Source organism: Blautia sp. DFI.9.10 (assembly GCF_024461705.1).
Taxonomy (GTDB): Bacteria; Bacillota; Clostridia; order Lachnospirales; family Lachnospiraceae; genus Blautia_A; species Blautia_A fusiformis.
Map to the genome: position 1 here is coordinate 69992 of NZ_JANGAA010000011.1, position 21655 is coordinate 91646.

Sequence of the window (21655 nt, forward strand, 5' to 3'; positions counted from 1 at the left end):
TGATCTATTTTCATATAATGTTTATGTCGGCAAGCTCTATCAAAAGGAAATCGACTTTGTTGCTCAGAGAAGCAACGAGAAGTTTTATATTCAGATCAGCGACAACATTTCCGGGCAGGAAACATTTGAAAGAGAATGCTTTCCTCGGCTTCAGATTCGAGATGCTTATCCGAAAATGATTATTGCTAGAACCAAACATCCCCCATATAACTATGAAGGAATCGTAATTCACGATATAGCCGATTGGTTACTACAAGAATAAGCAAGGCGAAATATCTCCAGCATTCTCTTTTGAAATGATGGAGATATTTTTATTATGACGGAGATTGCAGATGAATTCAGACGAAGCATCCTATGAAAAGAGTTTTATATGGATGTACTGAACTGTGATCCGATGTCTTTTGACAAGGAATGCAAACTGACTATTTAGTGGCTACACCCCCCAAGCCCCTGTAGAATAAATAACGCCAGTACTGGATATCAAAAATCCCGCACCGGCGTTATTTATTAAAATATTTTGTTTTTTAATCTTCAACACTCTCTACTGAAACTTCTTTTTTCTTCCTACTTTTACCAGAAATCATCTTGTGTCCTGTATAAATAGCCATAATCATGCAAAGCAAAGAACTTGCTGCAAAGTACTTATGGCCTTCTTTTGATCCCTTATAACCTGTATAAAAAGTTCCAAGCATTGTAATCAGTGCACCGATAGACCAATATTTATGTGATTTCATTCAGATACCTCCTGCCGTTTTTCTTAATCATATACCTTTTAAAAGATATATACAAACTGGAAGTTAGCGATTTCTTTTTCCGGTATTCTCTGTCCCACGGATTTCCTCATGATAGAAATAATCTACGATCACCGGATGTCCCTGCGGGACTCTGCCATAAGGCATTTCATTATCCACAAAGGCACAATCATACTTCTTAGCCATTTTCTCAGCTTTTACTTCAAGTGCTTCAAAGTAGCTGCGGTTATGCTTGTTATAGATCTCGTCGTAAAGTGGTACAAGATCAGGATATTTTCCGGCGATATAATTCATAATTGTCTTTTTGAAACCGCCTCGAAGATTGAGATTTTCGAGCCAGAACAGATCGCACTGATCCTTTACCCGCTCAAAGATTGCTTCAAAATCCGTGATACCGGGAAATACCGGGGATACGAAACAGACTGTACGGATACCTGCCTCATATACCTGCTTCATAGCAGCGATACGGTGCTCAATGCTCGAAGCAGAGTCCATATCGTTCTTGAATTTTTCATCTAGTGTGTTGATCGACCATGAAACGGTTACACGTCCAAGCTTCTTCAGTAAATCAATATCTCGTACCACAAGATCCGACTTTGTGCAGATCAGAATATCTGCGTCACTGCCGATCAGCTGCTCCAGAAGTTTTCTGGTATTCCCGAATTGCTCCTCCTGTGGATTGTAGCCATCTGTCACAGAACCGATGACCACCCGCTGTCCGGCATATTTCTTCGGATTTTTAATTTCCGTCCAATGCTTCACATCAAGGAAAGTGCCCCATTCCTCCTTGTGCCCGGTAAAGCGCTTCATAAAAGAAGCATAGCAATACTTGCAGGCATGTGTACAGCCCACATAGGGATTGACCGAGTAACCGCCTACCGGCAGACTAGACTTAGTCATGATGTTCTTTGTTTCCACCTCACGAATGAGGATTCCATTTATTACTTCTTCCATGATTTCTGTACCTCTAACACTTTATTAAATTCTTCCGGCATTTCCTGAATCATATTTTCATCCCCTATGATAGGGACAAGGTCTTCCTTCATAAACACCGGAATGCCGAGCTTATGTGCCTGGTCCGCCAGAGACCATGCCCATTCCGGCTCCGTATGAATCTTCCTGCTCTGAGCTCCGGTCATGGTGCCCACAACGATCCAATTGATTCCGGAAAGGTCAACTGTGCCGGGATCGTCGAATAACGGCTCAAAGGTAACATGGTAATGTTTTGCTCTGACGTTTTTCCGAAGGGCGTCGATACGCCACAGTTCTGCTTTCCTCGTCACCGTAACGCCAAACCATGCGTTTTCCAAATCGGTATCAAAATCCAGCAAATCAGGTCGCTTGGTAAGGAACAGGAACTGATGCTGTGGATTTTCACGGATCTTTGCAAATACCTCGTCTCTCCATTCCGGCTTCCATCCGGAGAGATCGCTCATCCCGGTAAGAAGAAAGTTCTGCGGACGTTTCTTTTCCATCATCTTGAGCTTACCCGGAAAGAATTCAGGGTCAGCGAAGTCATCAATCATATGCCAGCGTTTCACGTTGTTGCGGGCATAGCAATATGTACACCCCACTGTGCAGCCAATGACGATATTCATGTTCTGAATCTGATCTTTGATACAAATACTCATGACTTCTGCCACTCCTCAAGATTCTTTCTGATGCGGTCGAGACATTTCTCAAACCGGGTAATTTCTTCCTCTGAAAAACCTTTGTAGTAAATACTGCCCATCTCATCAGATACAGAATCGTACTCGCCCTTTAAGGCATGTGCTTTCTCAGTCAGAAACAGGAGTGTTTTCCTTTTGTCCGTTTCAGACTGAACACGGCTTATCAGCCCTTGATTTTCCATTCTTTCCAGCATCGTAGTAAGAGATGTTATCGCTAATCCGCATTTAGTCGAGAGTGACCTGATTGAGATACCATCCTCCTGCCACAGCACATAAAGAATACGTCCCTGGGCTCCATTAAACGCATCAATATTCTTTTCACTGAGAATCTTCTCAAAAATCCGGTCTCCAAGCTGTTTTATTTTTGTGACAAGAAATCCTCCATTCATTTCCATGCAAAATCTCCTATATAGTAGTTTATTAAAAACATACTATATAGGAGCTTTATTGTCAAGAGTTTATATGTCTTAATAGGTAAATTCCATTTTTTCAATTCTCCAAACTGGAATTTGACTTGCCTATTTTCTTAAAATCTCATGTGGAGCTTCTATTTCATTTGCCAAGGTATGCTCTGTTAACTCTGACATTCCATTGTGCATTGTTGATTTCAAAACATTGGAAATTTACTCACTACATGATTACTGGAGATCATATTTTGTCCGAGATTATTATGTAGAAATGGATTTTGATGATAATATAGTAAGAACAGAAGTATTTTATTTGCCAGAACGTCAATAACAAATATGGGAAAGAGATGGTACTACATGGGAATAATTAAATATTTTAGAAAAAAGTACTGGGAAGCAGCCATTTTCAGAGGTGGGCGACGTATACCATTTACCTGTGATGGATTAACAGCTGTTCCTGATAGCGCCTATGCATTGTTTACTGAAAAAGAGTTAGAAAAAATTTACGAAGAAAGAGATATTTTTCATGAGCGGCTAATGCATATGATTGATTCTTTTTAATCACATGTACATCAGAGTTTTATATATTACTTATGATATTGTGCCGGCTTTGTCGCTTTGTATCAGCCGAATGAATACAAGAAAAGGAGCTGTCGGGAAATAGACAGCTCCTTCAAAGAAAATCTGCAGGATACCTTTCTTCTTTCCTTCTGTAAGTTCATTCCACCCACACTTTTCTCTGGATCTTTTCACCTGTTCACTTGTAAGCCCAGATTTCTTGCCATTCACCCTTTCAAGAACCTCTTCTACCGTCTGCTGATAAATTTCCTTCATCACTTCCGCCTCATCGTTTCTAAGTATTTACTACCTGAATTTCTTATGCAATGAAAGACCTCTTTGAAAAAAATATAAAAAAAAAAGACCTTCATTGCATAATAAAAAATGCAATAAAAGTCTCACCATTTCCTTATGATACCGGATGCTTCCACCGTACTGACAACATCACAAACGCAATTTGTTAAGCGCAGGTTACTCCCCTTTATTGGATCAAATCATATACCCAAAGTAACATGATTGTCAAGATACTTTATCATTACTTTTTCATTTTATGTTATACTTTTTACATCATTAACACTATTAAAATAAATTCTCCGGAGGTGAATCAAATGGATCATACGAATAATTCCTGTTGTTGCGGTGAAGCGGAACATTTTTCCGGATGTCTGATTTGTGGTGCTCCTATTACGTATCGTGCTGAAAGCTCTATTCAGACGTGCAGCATCTGCCATAAAGAGCAATTAACCAATGCGGTCTGTGAAAATGGTCACTTTATCTGTGATGCCTGTCACAGCTATGGCACATATGCTCCGGTAATCACGACACTCAGAGACAGTACAGAAAAAGATGCTTTGCTTCTTCTGGAAAAAATTATGGATCTTCCATCTGTACATATGCATGGACCGGAGCATCATGCAATTGTCCCATGTGTTCTTCTGACAGCGTTTCGCAATAATGGAGAACATATGGATTACGATGCTGCACTATCTGAAATCTGTAAAAGAGCGAAGCAGGTTCCGGGCGGTACCTGTGGTTACTGGGGTGTCTGTGGAGCTGCTGCCGGAGCCGGTATTTTCATGTCCGTTATGACTGGATCCAGTCCACTTCACAAAGATGCATGGCCGTTTCCTCAAAAACTTGTTTCCATTATTTTATCCAGACTGGCAGATGTTGGTGGACCTCGCTGCTGCAAACGTACCAGCAGAATTGCCATCGAAGAAGCCGTTCATTTTTACAGTCAGTTTTGTTCTGTAAACATTCCGTTGTCTTCTATAACGTGTAAATACTGCGAAGATAATCGCGAATGTATCCAGGAAGATTGTCCATACTATCCTGAATAACAGGCAAGGCAGTGATTCCATGATACCACGAAATCACTGCCTTGTAACTCGTTTGCCAGGATACAGCGCCCCATCTTCCCACTTTGCTTTTTTGCAGTTCCATGAACGAATATCCTTCTCTTCCAAAACACTCCTGATTCGTTCTTCTCCATTGTCCGATGTAAAAAGCGCTGTAATTTCCTTTTTTCCATCTACAATTTTCACACAATAATCTACCAGTTCCGGAATCTCAAACAGCAATTCATCCATCTCTCTGATACTTCCCAATGGATCCATCCGCTTTACAAAGTCCAGGCGTTTTATTTCACTTCCACAGAGGCATCTTCCTGGAATGATCCTTGACCAGTCACCGGTTCGATATCGAATCAACGGCTGTGCTTCCATTCCAATGGTTGTAATCACCAGTTCTCCCCATTTACCGTCCGGCAGCACATTTCCGTTCTCATCTATAATCTCTGTAATACAATGGTTTTCCCGCATATGCATGCCCTCATGCGCCGTGCAGCAAATGGCACCTCCAAGCCCCATCTCTCTGGAACCATAGTGCGGCCAAAGTCGTGTTTGCAGAATTTCTTCGATTGCTTTCATGACAGTTTTCGGACAGGCATCTCCGGATACCAGTGCTCTTTTTATACTGCCTTTTCCGCACATTCGAAGCATGGACAGCAATGCCGTCGGCATTCCCACATACGTATCCGGCTGCTCCTCTTCCAGAATCCTGTTCAGTTCGCCATAAGTTCTTCCTGTCCCGGTTGAAAGAGGTTTTGCTCCCAGACGTCTGATTGCCTCCGCGATCAGTTCTCCTAATCCAAAAGGACCTGAAAATGGCATAGCCACCATCGTTATACTTCCAGGATAAATAAATTCACCCAGACCTGCCATAAAAAGTTCTATAGTGTGTTCACAGTCTCCCTCTGTATAGAATACACGTTTACCGGCACCGGTAGTTCCGCTTGTCTGTTCTGATATCACTTTCTGTACTTCCCCCTGGGAGCAAAGCAGCATCCTGCCTCCATCTCGTGCCAGATCTGTTTCTGTCGTAAAAGGAAGGCTTCTCAAATCTATCAGGCTTTCCAGTCTTTCCGGCAAATCTCGATAAAAACCCTCTCGTTCTTTCTCTCTCTTCAGTACAATATTTAATTTCTCCAGCTGTATTCTGTGTATTTCATCTCTTGTAATCTCTGTAATACCTTCCTGCTTACAGATCATTGCATCTATATTCGATCGTTTCACTTTCTGTATAAATATATTCCTTTCGAATTCGTCAGATTATATGCACAAAATGGCACCATTCCATAATCAGAATCCACCTCGCAGATATAACATCTTTTCAGACGTTCAAGATCCAGATTCCATGCATCCTGAAAAATCATCCCTGATACTGCAAAAGTTTCATTATGAACCCGGATCAGGAATTCATCCAGCGCATCTGTCTGTGTCATTTCTCCATCATCAAATTTTTTTGTGCTATAGCTCCACTGATTTTCCACATACTGTCTGGAATTATCGCTGGTAGTACAACAACATCCTCTGCCTGATTTCTTTTCCAAAAGTTTCAGTTCCCTCTCACCTTTTTTCAGATAACTTGCATGAAAAGAACAGTATGGATTCTCTGCTCCACCACCGGCGAAATCCTTGCTTTTCATAAGCCCGTCAGTCTGTTCCTCGATCAGCTTCAACATCTTTGGTATGGTAATCGGAGCTTGTGGACGCTGCTGAGAACATCTGCCAAAATAGCTGATCGGCTGGAAATGTACTCCTCTTACAAATGGCATATGATCCATCGCAAACTTCAGAATATCTCCAACCTGCATGTCATTTACTCCTGGCGCAATGACAGGTACCAGGGCAATTCCCAGTTCCGCTTCCGAACAGTTTAACACAGCCTTTTCTTTCAGTTCTATCATAGAGCGTCCGCGCAATGTCTGATACACATCATCTGTGACACCGTCAAACTGAAGAAATACTGTATTCAGTCCTGCTTTTTTTAGTTTTCTGGCATATCCTGCTTCCTGCGCAAGACGGATTCCATTGGTATTCAATTGAAAAAATGTAAACCCTTTTTCTCTGCCCATATGTATGATCTCCGGAAGATCCTCCCGCATGGTTGGTTCTCCACCTGAGAGCTGAATATTGAATGGTCCTCCATGATCCATCAGAAAATCATATTGCTTTTCTATTTCATCAATTGAAAGATCACCGTTTTCCAGACATTCTCCTGCCGAAGCAAAGCAGACCGGGCAGTGCATATTGCAGCGCTTTGTCACTTCCAGTATCATACAACAGCCTTTTCGTTCGTGCTCCTCACAGAGTCCACAATTATCCGGGCAGGATTTCTCTTTGATTTTGGGATTTACCGGAGTCTCCGCAGACAGGTTTTCTCTTCCCCAGGAAAGATACTCTGCTGCCGTTCCTTCCCAGATCAGTGTCTGAAACTTTCCGTGGATATCACATTCTTTCACCAGATAAATGCCATCTTCACCAATACATTTTTTTGCCGTAAGTACTTTCATACATATCGGGCATACACTTTTTGTTTTACCCAGCGTAATCATAGTTCCAATATTCCCCGTTCTGTCAGTATTTCTATCACTTTCGTATAAGTATCTGCAATCAGCGCAGGACATTGCTCCATAATCACTCCCCAATCCAAATTAGAAGTGATATCCTTACAATAAAAAGCACCAAATTCTTCTTCGGTCTTCTTATGGAACCACTGATATAATTCCTGCACAGCCGGTTTCATCTGTATATCTTCTTTCTCCTGCGGAGCCAGATTGCCAAGGAACAAACCTATCGCACAGGCTCCTCCTGTCAGGCAGCCACAGGTATCTCCACAATAACCGATCCCGCCGCCAAGACCTCCCAAAGCCTTTACAAGCTGTGGATTTTCCTCACCTATGGCTTCCAGTGTCATAATCATAACCATTTGTGAGCAATGATAACCCATACTGCTAAGTTCTATGATTCTTTCATAAAGATCCATGTGCTACTCCTTTCTGCCAACCAACATGGTATAGCGCAGCTTCTTTCCTTTATACTCTTTCTGCAGGAGCTTATACTCGTCGCAGCAGAACGAATCATTCCAGATTGCTTCCAGATAATATTCCCGCCAAAGTAACGTCTGATCCTCCTGTCGGAGAATGGTAAACCCTGTCTGTTCTGCCATTTCCAAAAGATTTCCGGTATCCAGATCTGACAGTAAAAGAAATCCTCCCTTTTTCAAAACACGCCAACATTCAGATAGTGCATTTTTCTGATCTCTGCTGACAAAAAATGCACACTGGCTGATGCAAAGATCTATACTGTCTGATGAATACTGCAAATGCAGAAAATCGCCTATTTCCACATCACTGCCCCGTGGGAAAAGATCCACGCCATGTGCTTCCAGCCCAAATGATTTCAGGATTCGTACCGTGTCTCCTTCTCCTGCTCCAAGATCCAGTGCTTTCATTTCTTTTTTCCATTCTATGTTCTCCAGAAGATGAAGCGTCTGCGCTTCCCCTCCCGGATGCCTGTTCATCTATTTATCCTCCAGTGCACGCTCCACCGCGAGCACTTTTCCAAGTGCGAGTTCTTCCGGAACATACACAAACCCACACTTTGGGCAGACAGGCATTTCCACAGGAAACCCATTTTCCAGGTACATAAATTTTGCTTTTCCTTTTACAAGAGGAACCTTACATTTCATGCAGGTCAGCTTTCCTTCCGGATCAATCGTATAATATGTTCTTTCTACTGCCATTACTGTCCCACCCTTTTCATAATATTCATTCGATGACTGTATGCTCTGTGTACCAGATATCCGTCTTCTGTTTCCACAAACCGCACCCAGAATGTGACATTTCCCAGTCTGCTTCTTGTCACCAGTTCTTTTGTTTCTTCATCCAGGATTGCTTCCCGATTTTCTCTGTAATCTGATAACACACGTTCCACATCACTTTTCAGTATCATGCGCTCATCCATCATATGGATTGCCTCTTCTGTATAGGCAACAGTATAGTCTTTTTTCTCCATGATCGGTTCCTCATTCCAGATGTTTTTTAAAAGTGTCTGTTTCAATATGAGCCTGTTGTAGCGTTTCTCACTGATATCAGGCATGTTGCTGGCATTTGCACCATACAGAAGTTCCATGATATGTCTGGATTCTCTTCCCTCTCTGGCAAATCGGTCTCTGCATGCCATGCAGTATGTAATATATGGTGCATCGGAACGTTCCAGACACTTTTCTGTCATTTTCGCTGCCATATCTTTATTGGCATATGCCGTCAGACCTCCATATCCACAACATGGAGACAAATCTCTGGAATATTCTGTATCTTCAACGGTACATCCCATATCCAACAAAAGTTCTCTTATAATATCCTGTGTCTGTGCATCCCCTCTGGCACCACAGGCATCATGTATGGCAACCGGTATCTCCAGTCCTTTTGCCTGCTGTGGAAGTCCGATTTCTTTCAAAATTTCCCAGATTCCTATAACATGCGCTCCAATACTTTCTTTTAGCTGCTTCATACAGGTTGGACAACCTGCTATGATGATCGGATCACCAAGCTTGGCTAGTTCCTGTTTCAGCTGCTCATTTACTTTTTCTGTCATTTCATAGCGGCCTGCCCATTCGCTGATTGCACCACAGCATCCTAGCATCAGAGCAACACCTCCATCTACCCGATTACTTAAATCTTCGTATGCCTGCATAACCACATCCGGCGCTATCGCACCTGCCTGACAGCCTGGGAAAAATACATATCTGCAAGTTTCATATCCCGGCTGGAGTCTGCTCAAAAAAGCCTCTGAATTTGAAAATAACATGTCCATCAGTGCAAATTCATGTGGCGCCAGCGGCATCTTATCTGTAGATACCATATTTTCTCTTGCTGACTTGCACACCTGACTCATATCAAATCCATTCGGACAGATCACCGTACACTGTCCACAGAGAGCACAGGCATTCATCGGTTTGTTCATCGGATGATCTCCCATGATAATCTGCGTATTATTATAGATCTCACGGGCTAATAAACCCGGATGTTTTTGATATTCACTTAAATACACACAGCCTTTCATGCATTCGTCACAATGACACTGAATACATCGTTTTGCTTCTTCTACAGCTTCTTCTTTTGAATACCCATCCTGACCGCAGAAAATCTTATTCGATCCATGGATTCCTTCCATGTTCGTATAAAGCTTGGTAGTCACTGCTCCTTCACTGCCTCTGTTGCTGTGCGGCGATAAATTCTGTACCAGAAGATCCACTGTCAAAGCTGCCCGCTTTGCGGCAAAAGCCGCATCCATCACAGATTCCGCAGGTCCGCTGACAATCTTTGCCTGTTCTCTTAACATAATCTCGACATCTGCTGCTTCTTCCGGAGCTAACATTTTTGCCACTTCTTCTGATGCGCATACCACATCTGCCAGTTCCATTTTTTCTCTGATAAACGAAAGATTCAAACTGCATCCAAATTCAAAAGAAAGATCCATAGATTTCAGACGTTTCGCTTCATTGCTGCGGTCTGATTCCAAAAGATGTCCGGCTTCCGCTGCAATATAGCTTTCATAATCTTCTTCCTTACAATAAATTGTCGTAGGATACATTTTCTTTTCCAGTTCCCCTGCAAGAAACAGTGGAAATAATCCAGAACCAAAGATTGCTGCCCTTTTCTTCTTTCTCATGCGAAATACACTGCTTCGTCTTCCCGGTTCTCCATACCGGACAATCGCACGTTCTACTTCTCGTATGGAGACACCATCACCAAGTTCACAAAGCTTGCAATTATCTTCGCAAGGTGCCGTACATCCATCACAGAGAATCATTGGAAATGGTGTAATTTTCTCATAAATTGCCAACGCTTTCTTAAAATTTCCTTTTGCAGCATAATACAGCATCTCTTTTGTATCCATTTTGAAAGGACAGGCTGCAACACAGTAGGCCGGCTGTTCATGGACGCAGAGACTGATCATATGATCCATCTCTTCTTTTGACATTCGATTTACATGATAAACGTGAGTAGAACCCCTCTCCTGTATGTATGTCATAACCTGATACTCCTTTCGTCTGTAAAGGGGAGGCAGTTTCCCGTCTCCCCTGATTATATCACAGTTGGCAGCTTTTACTCCAACCACATTATGAATTAAGCTTATTTCTCAAGTTCTTTTAATGCTGCAAGAACCCTTTCCGGACGGGCAGGGATACGTGTAATACGTGCACCTGTCGCATTAAAGATTGCATTCAGGATTGCAGGATGTGGAGCATCCAGTGGAGCCTCACCACAACCGGCTGCACCGTAAGGACCACTTGGGCGATATGTTTCATTGAAGTGAAGTTCAATATCATCCGGAGCATCCTTTGGATATGGAATACCACAATTCTTCAAAGTGGTGTCATGGTTCAAATCTTCAAAATCTTCCGAAAGAGCAAGACCGATACCCTGTACAAGACCACCATAGAAATTACCTTCTACAAGAAGTCTGTTCATGATCGTACCTACGTCAGCTACGCAAGTAAATTTCTCAACGGTAACTTTACCTGTTTCTGTATTAACAGCAACTTCCGGCAGGAAGATAGTATACATATAAGTTGCAAATGGATCGCCCTGTGCGGTATCCTGATCGATCGGATGATCTGCACAGAATGTAGTTACCCAGTTACCTTCATATTTTGTTGCAAGCCCTTCTGCTACCATCTCATCATAAGTACGGAATGTTCCGTCTTCTTTCTTCATTGCTGCTACAAGATTTTCTGCAGCCAGACGACATGCATTACCTGACATAACCTGTGAGCGTGATCCTCCTGCAGGTCCTGCATTCGGACATGTCTTCGTATCATTCATAACCAGTTTAATCTGTTCCGGTCTGATTCCTGCCTGACGCAGTGTTTCATGAGATGATACAAGAACACCCATATCAGCCCCCTGTCCATGATCTTCCCATGCAGCATACATCGTAACGGTTCCATCCGGATTTAATTCTGCAAATGCATTTGATGTATCAACACCATCAAGACCACAACCGTATACTCCAAGAGATACACCGATACCATATTTCATCTTTCCGTCAGAAGCTGCATTCTTTTCGGCAACACGTTTTTTCGCCGCTTCATACAATGGACGTGCTTTCTTAAACAAATCTTCCTCACAATATACCTCCGGTGGATAACCTGTCGGGATGGTAGTGCCCTCTGATTCTTTATAGCAGTTCATTTCACGGATATCAAACGGATCGATTCCCATCTTAGCTGCCAGCACGTCAATCGCAATCTCAGATCCCATATAAGACTGTGGTGAACCATAAGCACGGAATGCGGAGCCCCATGCATGGTTTGTAAATACGGTTGTTGATTTATTACGAATAGAATTAATTCCATAACCTGCGCCTGTAAACTGAGAAAGTCTCATGGTAAGCAGATCGCCAAATTCTGAATATGGACCGTGATCTACATAGTTGTTACCCCAAAGTGCTAAGAGTTTACCATTTTCATCTGCTGCAAGCTTAATATTCATAAATGCAGGAGATCTCTTTCCTGTATAAGTAATGTTCTGGAACTGATTAAATACCAGCGATACCGGACGTTCCAGAATCTTAACAGCTGCACCAATCAGAGCCTCATTTGTCGGTGAGAACTTGTAACCAAATGTTCCGCCTGCATGGTTCTGAACAAGTCTTAAGTTTTCCATTGGTACACCGATACCATCTGCGATCATAGGCATATGAAGATGTATACCGATAGATTTGGAATGCACTGTTATCATACCGTCTTCATCAATATATCCATAGCCACAGTCCGGCTCAAGGTGAAGATGAGGCTGGCGTGAACAGTAGGACTCGATCTCAACCTGCTGTGAATCCGGAATGCTGTCCCAGTCAAAGTCCGGTCCCTTGATACAGTTTGTCTCAAAAAATGCGTTTGGAGTACCAGGATGGATCTCTGCTGCATCCGGTGCGATTGCATCCATTGCGTTCATATATGCAGGAAGTTCTTCGATCTCCACCTTAACTGCATCTGCTGCTGCACGTGCATGCTCTTCTGTGTCGGCAGCTACGATCGCAATCGCATCACCAAACTGAAAGATCTTTTCGTCGCAGAGTACAGGACGCTCAAATCCGTCTGTCTTATTGTGTTTCGGAAGCATTACAAGACCATTGATCTTGTTGGTTCCGCCTGCTGCCTTAATGTCCTTCGCTGTAATAACACGAACAACTCCCGGCATACTCTCTGCTTCTGTTGTATCGATACTGAGAATATTTGCGTGAGAAACCTTGGCCTGTGTAAGTGCAAGACGAAGAGTTCCCTCCGGCATCTTTAATGCATCATCTGCACCGAAATCCCAGGTACCTGTTACCTTCTGTGCTGCTGATGGACGGATATAGTTTGTACCGACGATAGAATCACCTGTCTGCTTGAATACGAGGTCTTCTTTAGTCATCTCGCCACGCATAACTGCTGCTGCCGCCATGGTCGCATCGATAAGCGGCTTGTAACCTGTACAACGACAGAGATTACGCTGCTTGTTAAACCAGTCCCTCACTTCTTCACGGGTAGGGCTCGGATTATTATCGAGAAGAACCTTTGCTGAAATAATAAAACCTGGTGAACAGAAACCACACTGTGCACATCCATATGCCATCCATGCAACCTGTATCGGATGCATATCAGAAATTGTTCCCACACCCTCGATTGTTGTGATCTCTGCATTGTCCGGAACACGGCTCATCTTGTAAATACAGGATCTTGTAACTTTTCCGTTCATAATAACATTACATGCTCCGCAATGACCTTCTCCACAACCGATCTTACATCCTGTAAGAAGAAGATGCTCACGAAGTACCTGAGCCAGTGTCTCATCCTTATCAAGAATAAGGATTCGCTCCACACCATTGATTTTCAATGTCTTTTTAATCATGTTTCATTCCTCCTTTAAAAAATACACGTTCCGATGTTACAAATCTTCTGACTTATGTGTTCCGCATGGATCATGATCGACTCCCTTACCCGTCAGATCTTTAAGTCTTTCCATTCCTCTGACAGAATAGAAAACAATGGAAGAGCTGCTTCCGTCCAGATTCTCACCGCTGAGTTTTAAAACATTCGCATTCTCATAATAATCAATCGGAAGTGTCCGACTGTATTGCTCTCCTGTGCGCTCATCTTTTACCTGTATCGTAACTTCTTTTGCGGTAATTTCAAAAATCTTATCCATGGAAACGTTCTCCTGTTTACATTATTTTTTATAATTTCATGTTATCATAATTTTGTACAGTTTTACAAATTGTAAATAATTATTAGTTGGCTATTTTCGCATTTTTTTATATTGTTTTTATTACTTTATTTAAAAATTTTACTATTTATCCTCACTTTTCATGCTATAATAATATCAAATTTGTACAATGTTATTTTTAGGAGGTATCTATGATGCAGACAGGTGCTCTCATCGTAGCTGCAGGGAAATCGTCACGAATGGGAGACTTCAAGCCCATGCTTCAGCTTGGATCCATTTCCATCGCGCAGCGTGTGATTAATAACTTCCGGCAGGCCGGAATCTCTAAAATAGTGGTGGTAACCGGATACAATGCGGATGCTCTGGAACGCCACCTTGCTTCCAATCATGTTATTTTTCTTCGAAATGAGGACTATGAAACTACTCATATGTTTGATTCTGTCAGGATTGGACTGGAATATTTAAAAGACAAAGTGGATACGGTACTCTTTACACCTGTAGATGTTCCACTATTCACAGCACATACCGTTACACAAATGCTTTCTCTTGGACAGCCTCTTGTCACTCCGGTCTGTAACGGAACTCCAGGTCATCCGATCCTGATTCGTTCCTCATTAATTGAGTCCATTTTAAGCAATGATGGAAACACTGGTCTGAAGGGTGCTGTAGAACATTGTGGAACTCCCATGTATTGTTTAAATGTAGAAGATCCTGGAATCATTCATGATGCGGATACACCAGAGGATTATGTAGAACTTCTTCGTGCACACAATCAAAGTCTGATCCGTTCAGAGATTCAGATTCAGCTGGCACGGGAAAAGGTCTTCTTTGATGAACAGCTTTATTCGCTGCTTACACTGATTCATGAAACAGGATCTGTTCGTGATGCCTGCGAACGCATGCACATTTCCTACTCCACCAGCTGGAATCTGATCCATACATTAGAATCTCAGCTTCATGAACCGCTGATTATTCGAAGTCAGGGCGGTGTAAAGGGCAGTCACAGTGAGCTGACACCATACGGAGAAGAATTTTTGAAGCGATATGCCCGTTTTTCAGAGGAAACACGTACCTGTTCCGAAGCAATATTTGAAAAGTGTTTCAGAGGATTTTTCAATGCGTAATCTTTATCTTATTCGACACGGAAAACCACAATATCCAGATGAACATTCTTACTGTATCGGTCAGACTGATTTTTCTTTATCTATGCTTGGACATCTGCAGTCAGTCCTTCTTCACGGAGAACTGGATGATAAAATAACTGCTGTTTACTGCAGTCCTTTGTCAAGAGCTATGGAAACGGCTGCACATATCACACCTGATCTTCCACATATCACTATCTCAGATTTAACAGAACGAAATCTGGGAGAATGGGATGGTCTTTCATTTGATGAGATACGCAAAAGATGGCCGGACATATATGAAGCACGTGGAATGAATCCTGATTACCCGATTCCAGGAGCAGAAACTCCTTTCGCATCTGGCATGCGTTTTTCGCAGGCAATTTATGAGATTCTTCGTTCTTCTGAGGGTGATATTGCGATTGTTGCTCATACAGATGTAATTTCTTCTTATCTGTATTTGCTTGATTCAAAACAGCATGCCAGACAGTATTTTCGTCTTCCATGTGGTTCCTATTATCATCTGAACGCAGACGATAACGATCATGTTGCCTTATCTGATTCGACTTACCTGCTGCCTCATCCTGACTTGCATGACGAACTATGCCGGATGCTTCGCGATTCGGTGTCTCTTCCTCATCATGTACAAGCGCACAGTGATGCAGTGACTGAATTGGCTTGCCATTTCTGCGATCTGCTGGAATCTCATGGTTACTTTTTTAATAAAAAACTGATTCGCTCCGGAGCACTCCTTCATGATATTGCCAGACTTCAAAAACATCACACCAAAACAGGTGGTGATCTTTTCTTACAATTAGGCTATACTGAAATCAGTCAGATTATTTCACAACATCATGGTTTGCAGAAGACAATTCTGAATGAAGCGGCTATCGTCTTTTTATCAGATAAACTGATTCAGGAAACCGAACGTGTAACCATCGAAAAACGATTTGCGGAAAGTCTGTGTAAATGTAACAGTCCCGAAGCTTTGAAATCTCATGAACGACAGCTTAAACAGGCTCTTGATCTGCAAAATATGATACAGACCATCTGTCACATGACGATATGACTTATAGAAAATTACAGGAGGTGTTTTATATATGAGAACTTTATTTCAGATCATACAACAAGAATTTCAAAAAGAAAACGACCTTGTGCTTGCATCCATCGTTGCTTCCTCAGGATCGACGCCAAGAGGTGCCGGTTCCCGTATGTTGGTTGGAAAAAAAGGCCGAGTTGCCGGAACCATAGGCGGAGGTTCTGTCGAATATCGTGCAGAGCTTATGGCGCTTGATATTCTTGAAAAGAAAGAATCCTGTGAACATGAATTCCGGTTGAATCGCAAAGATGTTGAAAATATCGGTATGATTTGTGGTGGTGATGTTACCGTATTTTTCCAGTATCTGGACCATAATGACCCTATTATTATGGAACTTGCAGTAACTGCTGAAACATTATATAAAGAACGAAAAGATTTCTGGCTGATCTGTGATCTTCATGCTACATCCGGTATGAGTCTTTACAGTGCATCCTATGGATTGACTGGAAATGTTGATGTTCCTTCTTCCATCTTATCTTCCTTATCTGCAAGACCATGCCGTCATCGCAGTGAAACCTGTGACCTATTTACAGAACAAATCGGTACATCCGGAACTGTCTATGTATTTGGAGGCGGGCATGTTTCACAAAAGCTGGTACCAATACTTGCAAGTGTTGACTTTCACTGCATCGTTCTGGATGACCGTCCGGAATTTACAGATCCTGCTCTTTTCCCGGATGCAGCAGAGACAATCCTTTGCGATTTTGATCATCTGGATCAGAGCATTTCTATCACAGATGCTGATTATTGCTGTGTCATGACACGAGGTCATGCCTATGATACGATTGTGCAGGCACAACTTCTTGCCACACCTGCATGCTATATCGGCGTCATTGGAAGTCTCGCCAAAAGAGCTGGTGTATTTCATCGTCTCGTAGAAGAGTATGGAATCGATGAGCGAGAATTAGACCGTATTATCACGCCTGTGGGACTTAATATTAAAGCAGAAACACCTGCTGAAATCGCAATATCTATCACGGGACAAATGATTCAGGTTCGAGCTGAAAGAAAGGCTGCTATGAAATGATGACAAAACATGTCTACAAAACTATTATATTCGGTGCCGGACAGATTGGGCAGATGACTGCCCGACTTCTTGGAAATTCCTATCAGATCATGTGCTTTGCCGATAATGATCCGCGCAAACATGGACAATTTATTGGTAATATCCCAATCTGTTCTCCATCAAAGGCCGCTGCTCTTCTTCCTGATCTGATTATTCTTGGTGTATTGGATGAAGAGCGGCGTGGTTCTATGATGCAGCAGATGGAGCACTTAGGCTATCACGGTTCATTTTGTGATCCTTCTGCACTTCGCATGTTTGATGCACGGGTTGCGGTTATGCGCCTTTTAGCCGAACAAATACATCAACAAAATATCCCTGGAGATGTGGCAGAACTTGGTGTTTTCCAGGGTGATTTTTCTTGCCTGATCAGTACGGCCTTTCCGGATCGAAAAATACATCTTTTTGATACTTTTGAAGGCTTTTCAGAAAAAGATATTGCCGTAGAAACCTCCAGGCATCTGTCTCGCGCTAAAACAGGTGACTTTTCTTCTACAGATGTAGACTCTGTTCTTCGCATCATGCCTGATCCATCACATGTGATCATCCATAAAGGATGGTTTCCGGATACTTTTTCCGATATTACCGATGAAACTTTCTGTTTCGTATCATTAGATGCAGATCTCTATGCTCCAACTGCTGCTGCATTACCTCTATTTTATGAACGTCTGTCTATCGGCGGAGTTCTCCTGATCCATGACGTATACAGTACCCAGTTTTCCGGATGTAACAAAGCTGTAGACGAATTCTGTCTGAAACACCACCTGTTTGCAGATCCTGTATGCGATCTGCATGGAAGTGCTATTATCCGAAAAATCATTTAAAACCTAATCGGAAGCCTTTCATAATCCTATACGCCTTCTGTATTATGCTATTTTACGAGATACCCTCCATCCACCGGAATGATTGCTCCGTTGAGATAGTCGGATGCATCTGATGCCAGAAAATCTGTGATCTCTTTATAAAGTCTGGCATCATATACCGCTATCAGCGATTCTTCTTTTCCATTATGACACAGCATAGTCACCGGTTGGTCGGCTTTTTCCATTGCGAACTTCAACAGATTTTGAAGTTCTTCCACAGGTACCAGCGGCGTATCTACCCCCAGCACCAGGCATTTTTCTGTCTTTGCCCTTCGAAAACAGCTCTCCAGACCGCCAAGTGGACCCTGACCGGAAATTCGATCCGGCACAATCTCTTCCCCACACTGTGTTCCACGATATCCAGAAATTAAGATCTGTTTTGCTCCCAACTGACATCCTTTTCCGATCTGTATCTCCAAAAATGTCTGTCCATCTAAAAGCAGATCTGACTTCTCCCTTCCCATATGGCTGCTGGCACCACCTGCCAGGACTACCAGCGTAAAATCTGATGGCAATTGCTGTTCTGCCAACTGACCGTTTTCTAATTCAGATATATCAGTCTGCATTTTCCGATTATTTTCTGGCACAGTTCGTTGCCTCCCCGGTCAGGATCTGTAATCCATGTTCCAGCGCTGGAATAATATATTCCAGACTTTCTCTGACTGCTTTCGGGCTTCCCGGCAGATTCACGATCAGTGTTCCTTTTCGAATACCTGCTGCTGCACGACTGAGCATAGCTCTTGGTGTAATCGTCATACTATATGCTCTCATTGCTTCCGGAATCCCCGGCACTTCACGTTCTATAATATCCTTTGTTGCCTCCGGCATACAGTCTCTCGGCGAAAATCCGGTTCCACCCGTAGTTACAATCAGCTCTGCTATTCCCTCATCTGCTATACGAGCCATCTCATCTGCCAGCATCTTTCTGTCATCCGGCAAAAGAATGGTATGCACCACTTCGTAATCGTTCGCTTCCAAAATTTCCTGGATTACCGAGCCACTTTTATCTTCTCTCTCTCCTGCATATCCAGAATCACTGGATGTGATAATCGCAGCTTTCATAATTCCTTATCCTCCTATCTGGGACATTAATTTACATTCATCTGTCTCAATCTCTTCCGATGTAAAATGATGACTGACCGGTTTTTCCCATATTACTTTCTGTATTGCCTCTGTCAGTTCATCATCTGTGCATCCTGAACGCATCAAATTCTTCAAATCCGTTCCAGTCTGATATTGCAGACAGGCTTTTAAAAATCCTTCTGCTGTCATACGCACACGATTACACTGGTCGCAAAACTTATGCGTCATCGCACTGATAAATCCTATTTTACCCTGAAATTCTTCTATTTTATAATAATGACACGGTCCATTCCCATATCGTTCTTTTATTGGAGTCATTCTTCCATATGCTTTCTCTAATATTTCGCATATTTCACTTTCTCCCCGAAACTGAAAATCCTTTCCATATCCAATCGGCATCATTTCAATGAAACGAACATGAATCGGATATTGCTTTGCAAGTCTCGCTATCGATACCAGATTTTCCTGCTCTTCCACTACCGGCACACAATTAATCTTCAATCCAATCTGCGGATACTGTAATGCCGCCTGGATTCCCTCCAGCACCCGATCCAGACTTTCTCTCCTGGTTACCTTTGCAAACTCTGCTGCATTTAAAGTATCCAGACTGATATTTATATCATCAAGCCCCGCTTCTGCCAGATCTGCTATCTGTTCTTCGAGCAATACACCATTGGTCGTTAATGTCACTTTTTCGATGCCAGGAAGTTCTTTTAACATTCGAACCAGTGTGGCACAATTCTTTCTAATTAACGGTTCTCCTCCGGTCAGTTTGATCTTACGTATACCTAAACCAGTCATACATCTGCTGATTCTGGTAATCTCATCATAAGTCAGAATTTCTTCATGCGGGATCTGCACAACTCCATTTTCCGGCATACAATAGACGCACCTGAGATTACATCGATCTGTAATGGATATCCGCAGATAGTCAATCTCTCTTCCAAATCTATCCTTCATACTATTCTTTCGGGTTTCGATATAACCCGCTTTTTCCTCCGCTTTTTTCTACCAGATGAATGTCCGTCAGCTCCATGGACTTGTCAATTGCCTTACACATGTCATAAATTGTCAAAAGTGCCACATTCACACCAGTAAGCGCCTCCATCTGCCTCACCTGCTGCCTTCTCTATCACAATTTCATCGCCTTCTGTCAATACGCCACCATGAAGTACTCTGGTAAAGATACCTTCTCTTGGCATAATACAGTCACCCATAATTTTATAAATCTCACATCCACTATGACATTTTTTCCCGATCTGTGTCACTTCTAATAATACCTCTCCGCTGCGAAGTCTGGTGCCAACCGGCAATGCCTTCAGATCGTATCCACTTACAATCAGGTTTTCTCCAAATGCTCCGTCTTCGATCGGTGCTCCCTTTGCCTTGAATTCTTCTATTTTTTCATAAGAAAGAAGACTCACCTGGCGATGCCACTTGCCGGCATGGGCGTCCTTCTCGATTCCAAATTCTTCCATCAGTCTGGCACTATGTACATTCTTTTTCTGTGTACCTTTCTTCTCACTGATATTTACCGCCATAATCTTTCCCATTTTATTTCCTCCTTCATCCCTCAATTCACTCTTTCGAAATAAAGAGATGTCCGTTATACTAGATCTAGTATACCACATAGTAAACATGATAAAAGAATTGTTTTTTCAATTGGAGAAATTATGTATATTAACGAACAATAACAAAATCTGTCTCTGCTAGAGACAAAAACATATCAATATATCGGAAGAAATGGAGAATCCCGTACGGAACAAGAAGAAATATTGAACGAACATATGATGGATGTCTATATAAATGATCATCTGACTATGAAACTTGTTTGCCTGCCCCAGCATCTGACTGAACTGGTTCTTGGAAGATTGCTGACAGAACAAATCATCACTTCTTCCGAAGATGTAGATCATATCTATATCTGTGAATATGGAAAACGTGCAAAAGTCTATTTAAAAAATTCGGCACGCAGCACACAATCCTCATCGGATGCCTTTGTAGAAGTAACTCCTACCTGCTGTACCGGCAATCATATTTTAAATGATTACTTTGTTACATCCAAAGAGCCGCAGTCACTTACACCGATTTTCTGGAAACCAGAATGGATCTTTCATATGGCGGATGCCTTTGCGGATGGTTCTCCTCTCCATGGCATTACCTTTGCCACACATAGCTGCATTCTCGCTCAAAAAGATCACATTCTGTTTTCCTGCGAAGATATCGGACGGCACAATGCTTTGGATAAAGTGATCGGCTACGCTCTGCGGCACAATATTGACCTGCATCAATGTATGGTATATTCCAGCGGCAGAATACCTACTGATATGACTTTAAAGGTCATCCATGCAGGGATTCCAATTCTCTCCAGCAAGGCTTCTCCTACTTCTGAAGCAATTGATCTTGCAAAAAAATATCACCTGACCCTGATCTGTGCAGCCAGAAGGGATCGAATGAAAGTATTTACGAAATAATGTTTGA

23 protein-coding genes and 5 pseudogenes are annotated in these 21655 nt (G+C 42.4%); 8 read left to right on the forward strand and 20 right to left on the reverse strand.

From position 1 onward, the window contains the following. Positions 1-13 precede the first annotated feature (13 nt). Positions 14-262: pseudogene (locus NE671_RS08575) on the forward strand (ATPase); the annotation flags it as partial. A gap of 262 nt (positions 263-524) precedes the next feature. Here the strand turns inward: NE671_RS08575 and NE671_RS08580 are convergent. The 5 genes and pseudogenes from NE671_RS08580 to NE671_RS16020 form a co-directional block, all read right to left on the reverse strand. Further along, positions 525-734: a DUF6219 family protein gene (locus tag NE671_RS08580; RefSeq protein WP_008392833.1), complete on the reverse strand. Its 210-nt coding sequence runs from the start codon at positions 732-734 to the stop codon at positions 525-527. 63 nt (positions 735-797) lie between these two features. Then, a complete protein-coding gene (locus NE671_RS08585; RefSeq protein WP_256163884.1) occupies positions 798-1706 on the reverse strand; it encodes a radical SAM mobile pair protein B in 909 nt (302 codons plus the stop codon). Next, positions 1694-2383, reverse strand: coding sequence for a radical SAM mobile pair protein A (locus tag NE671_RS08590; RefSeq protein ID WP_021650119.1), 690 nt, complete (start codon positions 2381-2383; stop codon positions 1694-1696). Before NE671_RS08590 ends, NE671_RS08585 begins: the two co-directional genes overlap by 13 nt. Next, entirely contained in the window at positions 2380-2817 is a 438-nt protein-coding gene (locus NE671_RS08595; protein ID WP_005608550.1) for a radical SAM mobile pair system MarR family transcriptional regulator, read from the reverse strand. The genes NE671_RS08590 and NE671_RS08595 overlap by 4 nt, the downstream gene beginning before the upstream one ends. A gap of 123 nt (positions 2818-2940) precedes the next feature. Further along, a pseudogene (locus NE671_RS16020) lies at positions 2941-3009 on the reverse strand (LPS biosynthesis protein); the annotation flags it as partial. 177 nt (positions 3010-3186) lie between these two features. Between NE671_RS16020 and NE671_RS08600 the strand changes: the two are divergent. Further along, positions 3187-3390 carry a hypothetical protein gene (locus NE671_RS08600; RefSeq protein ID WP_044960377.1) on the forward strand — a complete coding sequence of 68 codons (204 nt, stop codon included), beginning with the start codon at positions 3187-3189 and terminating at the stop codon, positions 3388-3390. A 30-nt stretch (positions 3391-3420) separates the two neighbouring features. On the opposite strand, the gene NE671_RS08605 is transcribed toward NE671_RS08600, so the two are convergent. Further along, positions 3421-3663, reverse strand: coding sequence for a cation-transporting P-type ATPase (locus NE671_RS08605; protein ID WP_015526489.1), 243 nt, complete (start codon positions 3661-3663; stop codon positions 3421-3423). Between the two features lie 332 nt (positions 3664-3995). On the opposite strand from NE671_RS08605, the gene NE671_RS08610 reads away from it, so the two are divergent. After that, on the forward strand, positions 3996-4727 hold the full coding sequence (locus tag NE671_RS08610; RefSeq protein WP_216417489.1) for a DUF5714 domain-containing protein: 732 nt from the start codon (positions 3996-3998) through the stop codon (positions 4725-4727). Positions 4728-4760: 33 nt separating this feature from the next. Here the strand turns inward: NE671_RS08610 and NE671_RS08615 are convergent, their stop codons facing one another. The 8 genes from NE671_RS08615 to NE671_RS08650 form a co-directional block, all read right to left on the reverse strand. Continuing rightward, positions 4761-5936 (reverse strand): DVU_1553 family AMP-dependent CoA ligase, encoded by a 1176-nt coding sequence (locus NE671_RS08615; protein WP_015526491.1) that lies wholly within the window; start codon positions 5934-5936, stop codon positions 4761-4763. A 20-nt stretch (positions 5937-5956) separates the two neighbouring features. After that, complete coding sequence (gene trsS / locus NE671_RS08620) at positions 5957-7282, reverse strand: radical SAM (seleno)protein TrsS (protein ID WP_092071066.1); 1326 nt, start codon at positions 7280-7282, stop codon at positions 5957-5959. Further along, positions 7279-7713 (reverse strand): DVU_1555 family C-GCAxxG-C-C protein, encoded by a 435-nt coding sequence (locus NE671_RS08625; RefSeq protein ID WP_021650124.1) that lies wholly within the window; start codon positions 7711-7713, stop codon positions 7279-7281. Before NE671_RS08625 ends, trsS begins: the two co-directional genes overlap by 4 nt. A gap of 3 nt (positions 7714-7716) precedes the next feature. Then, complete coding sequence (locus NE671_RS08630) at positions 7717-8250, reverse strand: class I SAM-dependent methyltransferase (RefSeq protein ID WP_092071070.1); 534 nt, start codon at positions 8248-8250, stop codon at positions 7717-7719. Then, positions 8251-8472, reverse strand: coding sequence for a DVU_1557 family redox protein (locus tag NE671_RS08635; protein ID WP_005427475.1), 222 nt, complete (start codon positions 8470-8472; stop codon positions 8251-8253). After that, positions 8472-10766 (reverse strand): pyridine nucleotide-disulfide oxidoreductase/dicluster-binding protein, encoded by a 2295-nt coding sequence (locus tag NE671_RS08640; RefSeq protein WP_256163888.1) that lies wholly within the window; start codon positions 10764-10766, stop codon positions 8472-8474. The genes NE671_RS08635 and NE671_RS08640 overlap by 1 nt, the downstream gene beginning before the upstream one ends. A gap of 101 nt (positions 10767-10867) precedes the next feature. Continuing rightward, positions 10868-13630 carry a molybdopterin-dependent aldehyde oxidoreductase gene (locus tag NE671_RS08645; RefSeq protein WP_015526496.1) on the reverse strand — a complete coding sequence of 921 codons (2763 nt, stop codon included), beginning with the start codon at positions 13628-13630 and terminating at the stop codon, positions 10868-10870. A gap of 36 nt (positions 13631-13666) precedes the next feature. Beyond that, the gene (locus NE671_RS08650) at positions 13667-13927 is read right to left on the reverse strand and encodes a hypothetical protein (RefSeq protein WP_092071079.1); all 261 of its coding nucleotides are present in this window, start codon (positions 13925-13927) and stop codon (positions 13667-13669) included. Positions 13928-14136: 209 nt separating this feature from the next. On the opposite strand from NE671_RS08650, the gene NE671_RS08655 reads away from it, so the two are divergent. The 4 genes from NE671_RS08655 (at position 14137) to NE671_RS08670 (ending at position 18052) form a co-directional block, all read left to right on the forward strand. Further along, a complete protein-coding gene (locus NE671_RS08655) occupies positions 14137-15069 on the forward strand; it encodes an NTP transferase domain-containing protein (protein WP_021650129.1) in 933 nt (310 codons plus the stop codon). After that, positions 15062-16135 (forward strand): histidine phosphatase family protein, encoded by a 1074-nt coding sequence (locus tag NE671_RS08660; protein WP_256163889.1) that lies wholly within the window; start codon positions 15062-15064, stop codon positions 16133-16135. Before NE671_RS08655 ends, NE671_RS08660 begins: the two co-directional genes overlap by 8 nt. Before the next feature lie 31 nt (positions 16136-16166). Continuing rightward, positions 16167-17192 carry an XdhC family protein gene (locus NE671_RS08665; RefSeq protein ID WP_256163890.1) on the forward strand — a complete coding sequence of 342 codons (1026 nt, stop codon included), beginning with the start codon at positions 16167-16169 and terminating at the stop codon, positions 17190-17192. Between the two features lie 89 nt (positions 17193-17281). Beyond that, positions 17282-18052: a TylF/MycF/NovP-related O-methyltransferase gene (locus NE671_RS08670; protein ID WP_235812389.1), complete on the forward strand. Its 771-nt coding sequence runs from the start codon at positions 17282-17284 to the stop codon at positions 18050-18052. A 47-nt stretch (positions 18053-18099) separates the two neighbouring features. Here the strand turns inward: NE671_RS08670 and NE671_RS16175 are convergent. The 6 genes and pseudogenes from NE671_RS16175 to NE671_RS08695 form a co-directional block, all read right to left on the reverse strand. Beyond that, positions 18100-18174: pseudogene (locus NE671_RS16175) on the reverse strand (SDR family oxidoreductase); the annotation flags it as partial. Positions 18175-18180: 6 nt separating this feature from the next. Beyond that, positions 18181-18657 (reverse strand): annotated as a pseudogene (gene mobA / locus NE671_RS08675) (molybdenum cofactor guanylyltransferase); the annotation flags it as partial. 7 nt (positions 18658-18664) lie between these two features. Then, positions 18665-19153 carry a MogA/MoaB family molybdenum cofactor biosynthesis protein gene (locus NE671_RS08680; RefSeq protein ID WP_021976150.1) on the reverse strand — a complete coding sequence of 163 codons (489 nt, stop codon included), beginning with the start codon at positions 19151-19153 and terminating at the stop codon, positions 18665-18667. Between the two features lie 6 nt (positions 19154-19159). Continuing rightward, a complete protein-coding gene (gene moaA, locus NE671_RS08685; RefSeq protein WP_044960389.1) occupies positions 19160-20134 on the reverse strand; it encodes a GTP 3',8-cyclase MoaA in 975 nt (324 codons plus the stop codon). 1 nt (position 20135) lies between these two features. Further along, positions 20136-20285 (reverse strand): annotated as a pseudogene (locus tag NE671_RS08690) (cyclic pyranopterin monophosphate synthase MoaC); the annotation flags it as partial. Next, a complete protein-coding gene (locus tag NE671_RS08695; RefSeq protein ID WP_129976025.1) occupies positions 20236-20727 on the reverse strand; it encodes an MOSC domain-containing protein in 492 nt (163 codons plus the stop codon). The gene NE671_RS08695 and the pseudogene NE671_RS08690, both read right to left, overlap by 50 nt. A 222-nt stretch (positions 20728-20949) precedes the next feature. Between NE671_RS08695 and fdhD the strand changes: the two genes are divergently transcribed. Next, on the forward strand, positions 20950-21648 hold the full coding sequence (fdhD, locus tag NE671_RS08700; protein WP_244091944.1) for a formate dehydrogenase accessory sulfurtransferase FdhD: 699 nt from the start codon (positions 20950-20952) through the stop codon (positions 21646-21648). Positions 21649-21655 lie beyond the last annotated feature (7 nt).

Coding starts and splice junctions, on each gene's coding strand:
- NE671_RS08635 (WP_005427475.1), bottom strand. CDS start 8,472: ATGGCAGTAGAAAGAACATATTATACGATTGATCCGGAAGGAAAGCTG.
- NE671_RS08605 (WP_015526489.1), bottom strand. CDS start 3,663: ATGAAGGAAATTTATCAGCAGACGGTAGAAGAGGTTCTTGAAAGGGTG.
- NE671_RS08645 (WP_015526496.1), bottom strand. CDS start 13,630: ATGATTAAAAAGACATTGAAAATCAATGGTGTGGAGCGAATCCTTATT.
- NE671_RS08615 (WP_015526491.1), bottom strand. CDS start 5,936: ATGATCTGTAAGCAGGAAGGTATTACAGAGATTACAAGAGATGAAATA.
- moaA (WP_044960389.1), bottom strand. CDS start 20,134: ATGAAGGATAGATTTGGAAGAGAGATTGACTATCTGCGGATATCCATT.
- NE671_RS08585 (WP_256163884.1), bottom strand. CDS start 1,706: ATGGAAGAAGTAATAAATGGAATCCTCATTCGTGAGGTGGAAACAAAG.
- NE671_RS08660 (WP_256163889.1), top strand. CDS start 15,062: ATGCGTAATCTTTATCTTATTCGACACGGAAAACCACAATATCCAGAT.
- NE671_RS08655 (WP_021650129.1), top strand. CDS start 14,137: ATGATGCAGACAGGTGCTCTCATCGTAGCTGCAGGGAAATCGTCACGA.
- NE671_RS08590 (WP_021650119.1), bottom strand. CDS start 2,383: ATGAGTATTTGTATCAAAGATCAGATTCAGAACATGAATATCGTCATT.
- NE671_RS08625 (WP_021650124.1), bottom strand. CDS start 7,713: ATGGATCTTTATGAAAGAATCATAGAACTTAGCAGTATGGGTTATCAT.
- NE671_RS08695 (WP_129976025.1), bottom strand. CDS start 20,727: ATGGGAAAGATTATGGCGGTAAATATCAGTGAGAAGAAAGGTACACAG.
- trsS (WP_092071066.1), bottom strand. CDS start 7,282: ATGATTACGCTGGGTAAAACAAAAAGTGTATGCCCGATATGTATGAAA.
- NE671_RS08640 (WP_256163888.1), bottom strand. CDS start 10,766: ATGACATACATACAGGAGAGGGGTTCTACTCACGTTTATCATGTAAAT.
- NE671_RS08600 (WP_044960377.1), top strand. CDS start 3,187: ATGGGAATAATTAAATATTTTAGAAAAAAGTACTGGGAAGCAGCCATT.
- NE671_RS08630 (WP_092071070.1), bottom strand. CDS start 8,250: ATGAACAGGCATCCGGGAGGGGAAGCGCAGACGCTTCATCTTCTGGAG.
- NE671_RS08680 (WP_021976150.1), bottom strand. CDS start 19,153: ATGAAAGCTGCGATTATCACATCCAGTGATTCTGGATATGCAGGAGAG.
- NE671_RS08650 (WP_092071079.1), bottom strand. CDS start 13,927: ATGGATAAGATTTTTGAAATTACCGCAAAAGAAGTTACGATACAGGTA.
- NE671_RS08665 (WP_256163890.1), top strand. CDS start 16,167: ATGAGAACTTTATTTCAGATCATACAACAAGAATTTCAAAAAGAAAAC.
- NE671_RS08580 (WP_008392833.1), bottom strand. CDS start 734: ATGAAATCACATAAATATTGGTCTATCGGTGCACTGATTACAATGCTT.
- NE671_RS08610 (WP_216417489.1), top strand. CDS start 3,996: ATGGATCATACGAATAATTCCTGTTGTTGCGGTGAAGCGGAACATTTT.
- NE671_RS08595 (WP_005608550.1), bottom strand. CDS start 2,817: ATGGAAATGAATGGAGGATTTCTTGTCACAAAAATAAAACAGCTTGGA.
- NE671_RS08670 (WP_235812389.1), top strand. CDS start 17,282: ATGTGCTTTGCCGATAATGATCCGCGCAAACATGGACAATTTATTGGT.